4 protein-coding genes are annotated in these 3,751 nt (G+C 69.6%); 2 read left to right on the top strand and 2 right to left on the bottom strand.

Going from position 1 to position 3,751, the window contains the following annotated elements; translation table 11 throughout:
- Nucleotides 1-167: 167 nt before the first annotated feature.
- Together ACWF62_RS04970 and speG are read right to left on the bottom strand one after the other, a co-directional pair.
- Nucleotides 168-656 (bottom strand): nuclear transport factor 2 family protein, encoded by a 489-nt coding sequence (locus ACWF62_RS04970; RefSeq protein ID WP_378506312.1) that lies wholly within the window; start codon nucleotides 654-656, stop codon nucleotides 168-170.
- Between the two features lie 75 nt (nucleotides 657-731).
- Complete coding sequence (speG, locus tag ACWF62_RS04965; protein WP_378506313.1) at nucleotides 732-1,253, bottom strand: spermidine N1-acetyltransferase; 522 nt, start codon at nucleotides 1,251-1,253, stop codon at nucleotides 732-734.
- A 113-nt stretch (nucleotides 1,254-1,366) separates the two neighbouring features.
- Between speG and ACWF62_RS04960 the strand changes: the two genes are divergently transcribed.
- Both ACWF62_RS04960 and ACWF62_RS04955 read left to right on the top strand, forming a co-directional pair.
- On the top strand, nucleotides 1,367-1,975 hold the full coding sequence (locus tag ACWF62_RS04960) for a TetR/AcrR family transcriptional regulator (protein ID WP_378506314.1): 609 nt from the start codon (nucleotides 1,367-1,369) through the stop codon (nucleotides 1,973-1,975).
- Complete coding sequence (locus ACWF62_RS04955; protein ID WP_452629544.1) at nucleotides 1,975-3,633, top strand: FAD-binding dehydrogenase; 1,659 nt, start codon at nucleotides 1,975-1,977, stop codon at nucleotides 3,631-3,633. Before ACWF62_RS04960 ends, ACWF62_RS04955 begins: the two co-directional genes overlap by 1 nt.
- The last annotated feature ends 118 nt before the right edge of the window (nucleotides 3,634-3,751 follow it).

Below are 3,751 nucleotides of genomic sequence, written 5' to 3'. Positions count from 1 at the left end.
AACCCCACCCTTCCAACCTCTCCTCCCCCACTGTGGCTTGTCCCCCCCCTCCCGTCCTCTCCCCCACCCCCTTCTGTTCTCCCTCCTCCTTTCTTGTCCCCCCCCCCCCACCGGCGTTCACGGGTCGGCGGCGCGTACGGGGGGTACGGACGCGTCGGCGTGCGGCGCTATGGCCTCGGGCCGAGGCCCAGTTCACGCAGCCGGGCGTCGAACGCCTCGATCCGGGCGGTGTCCTCGTAGAAGTCCTCCTGCTCGACGATGCGACCCCACCTGGTGCGGACCTGCAGGATGGTCCTGTTTCGGTAGGCGACGGTGCCGTCGGGCGCGAGCGCATGGTCGTTGAAGCGGACGAGGATCGTCATCCGCCACGGCGGCCCGCCGAAGTAGGCCTCGACGATCTCGCCGCGCAGCCCGGCGTGGACGAAGCTCTTCAAGAACTCCTCGATCGCGTCCCGGCCGGCGTGGACCCCCGCCCACCGGTGATCGCCGTCCGCGAATCGCAGTACCGCATCGCGGTGGTACGAGCGCAGCAGCGGCCGGTGGTCGCCCGCGTTGAGGGCGTCGACGTTCCGCTTGAACTTGACCAGCAGCATCCTGAGCAGCACGTAGCGGCCGGTGAATGCCGTCGTCGCACCGGCCGCGAACCACGCTCTCATGACTGTCAGTGTCCCTCATTGGGGAGCGGCCTGTCAGCGGCTTCGGGGGCGAGGTGGCCGCGGCCCCGCTCGGGCCTACCCGGCGAGGAAGTCGCGCTGGAAGATGCCCATCCGGGTCGCGTCGCGGTAGCGCCCGGCGGCGAAGAACTCCTCCCGCAGCACTCCCTCGACGGTGAACCCGACCTTCTCGTAGATGTGCACCGCGGCGTGATTCTCGGTGTCGACGAGCAGATACACCTTGTGCAGATTGAGCACCCCGAACGCGTGGGCGAGGACCTTGCGGGTCGCGATGCCCGCGTAGCCCCTGCCCTGGTTGCCGGGTGCCACGATGATCTGGAACTCGCAGTTCCGGTGGATGTAGTCGATCTCCACCAGTTCCACCAGCCCGACCGCGTCGCCGCCGGATTCGATGACGAAACGCCGTTCCCGCTCGTCGTGGATGTGGCGGTCGTACAGCTGGGTCAGTTCGGCGAGCGACTCGTACGGCTCCTCGAACCAGTACCGCATCACCTGGGAATCGTTGAACAGCAGGTGCACGAACCGCAGGTCGTCGCGTTCGAGGGGACGCAGGTGCACGATCGTCGAGGTGTCGGCCACGGGGTCGAGGGTATCGGCTTCCCGCGCGGTGCGGCCGCCGCGCCGCGCGGCGGCGCGACCGGAATGTCCGGAGTTCCGCCTCCCCAGCCGCTCGATACACTAGTGTATCGAGCATGGCCAGGAGTCGAGCGCAGACCCGGGAACGGCTGCTCGCCGCCGCCCTCGACGCGTTCGCCGAGGAGGGCGTCGGCCGCGCCACCGTCGAACGGGTCTGCGAGCGTGCGGGATTCACCCGCGGCGCGTTCTACTCCAACTTCGGTTCACTCGACGAACTGTTCCTCGCGATGTGGGAGCAGCGGTCAACGGCCATGCTCGCCGACCTCCGCGCCGCCGTGACGACGGCCATGACAGCGGCGCTGCCCGACGGCCCACTCGACCTCGATCACGCGGCCGCGCGCATCCTCGACGCGATCCCGGTCGACGACCGGTGGTACCGCGTCACCGCCGAGTTCACCGCGCACGCGCTGCGCAACCCGGCCCTCAAGCCGGTCATGGCCGCCCGCGAGGCGGCGATCCAGGCGACGATCATGCCCATCGTCGAGTCCGCGCTCACCCGAGCAGGGCGCCGCATCCTCAACCAGCAGGCGCTCGGCCGCGCGCTCGTCGCGGTCCACGACGGCACCTCCAGCCAGGTGCTGATGGAACCGGACGACCCCCGAGTATCCCGTGCACGTACCGACCTGTTCGTCCATGTGCTCCGCAGTTACAGCGAGGAGAAGTGATGTCCGAGACAGCCGATGTCATCGTCGTCGGGGCCGGCCTCGCCGGCCTGGTCGCCACCTACGAACTGACCCGGGCGGGCAGAACCGTCCTCGTCGTCGACCAGGAGAACGAGGCCAACCTCGGCGGTCAGGCGTTCTGGTCGCTTGGCGGACTGTTCCTCGTCGACAGCCCCGAGCAGCGCCGGATGGGCATCAAGGACTCCTACGAACTCGCGCTGCAGGACTGGCTCGGCAGCGCCGGGTTCGACCGGGACCGCGAGGACCACTGGCCCCGGCAGTGGGCGCGTGCCTACGTCGACTTCGCTGCCGGTGACAAGCGCGCCTACCTGCACGAGCTGGGCCTGCGGGTGATGCCGAACGTCGGCTGGGCCGAGCGCGGCGGCGGGCTCGCCACCGGGCACGGCAACTCGGTGCCCCGCTTCCACATCACCTGGGGCACCGGCCCCGAGGTGGTGCGGGTGTTCCTTGAGCCGGTGCTCGACGCCGCAGCCCGCGGGCTGGTCACCTTCCGGCACCGGCATCGGGTCGACGAGCTGATCGTGGAGAACGGCGCCGCGGTCGGCGTCCGGGGCGCCGTCCTCGCCCCGGCACACGAACCTCGCGGTGTCCGGTCCAACCGGGACACCACCGGGGAGTTCGAACTGCGTGCGCAGGCCGTGATCGTCACCTCCGGCGGCATCGGCGGCAACCCCGACCTGGTGAAGCGGAACTGGCCGGTGGAGCGTCTCGGTCGCGCGCCGGAGCGGATGATCACCGGCGTCCCCGCCCACGTGGACGGCCGGATGCTCGGCATCACCGAGGACGCGGGCGGCAACATCGTCAACCGGGACCGGATGTGGCACTACACCGAGGGCATCATCAACTGGAACCCGATCTGGCCCGACCACGCGATCCGGATCATCCCCGGCCCCTCGTCGCTGTGGCTCGACGCCACCGGTACCCGACTGCCCGTCCCACTGTTCCCCGGTTTCGACACCCTCGCCACGCTCAAGTACATCCTCGGCACCGGCCACGACCACACCTGGTACATCCTGACCCAGTCGATCATCGAGAAGGAGTTCGCGCTGTCGGGTTCCGAGCAGAACCCCGACATGACCGGCAAGGACCTCAAACTGCTGCTCGGCCGGGTCAAAAAGGGTGCGACCGGGCCGGTTGAGGCGTTCAAGCAGCACGGCGAGGACTTCGTCGTCCGCGACAATCTCCGCGACCTCGTCGACGGGATGAACGCCATCAACCCCGGCCCGCCGCTGGACTACGAGCAGGTCGAGCGGGAGGTGATCGCGCGGGACCGGGAGGTGGACAACGCCTACTCGAAGGACATGCAGATGATGGCGATCCGCAACGCCCGCGCCTACCCGGCGGACAAGGTGGTGCGCGTCGCGAAACCGCACAAGCTGCAGGACCCCGAGCACGGCCCGCTGATCGCGGTGCGCCTGAACCTGCTCACCCGCAAGACCCTCGGCGGGCTCGAGACCGACCTCGACTCGCAGGTGATCCGGCCCGACGGCACCGCGTTCGACGGCCTGTACGCCGCGGGCGAGGTCGCGGGGTTCGGGGGCGGCGGCGTGCACGGCTACAACGCGCTCGAGGGCACCTTCCTCGGCGGCTGCATCTTCTCCGGGCGCAGCGCAGGCCGCGCCCTGGCCCGCCGCCTCTAGTGCGCTTCGCGCCCGTGGGGGGGTTGTGCCCCCCCCCGGGGGCGAAGCGAGCACAGACCATCCTCACCCAGCAGGGCGGAGGGGGGGAACTTTGGGCAAAAACCGTTTTTTGAAGGGA

This window comes from Rhodococcus sp. NPDC054953 (assembly GCF_053609225.1).
This window is presented reverse-complemented; position numbering and strand designations above follow the sequence as displayed.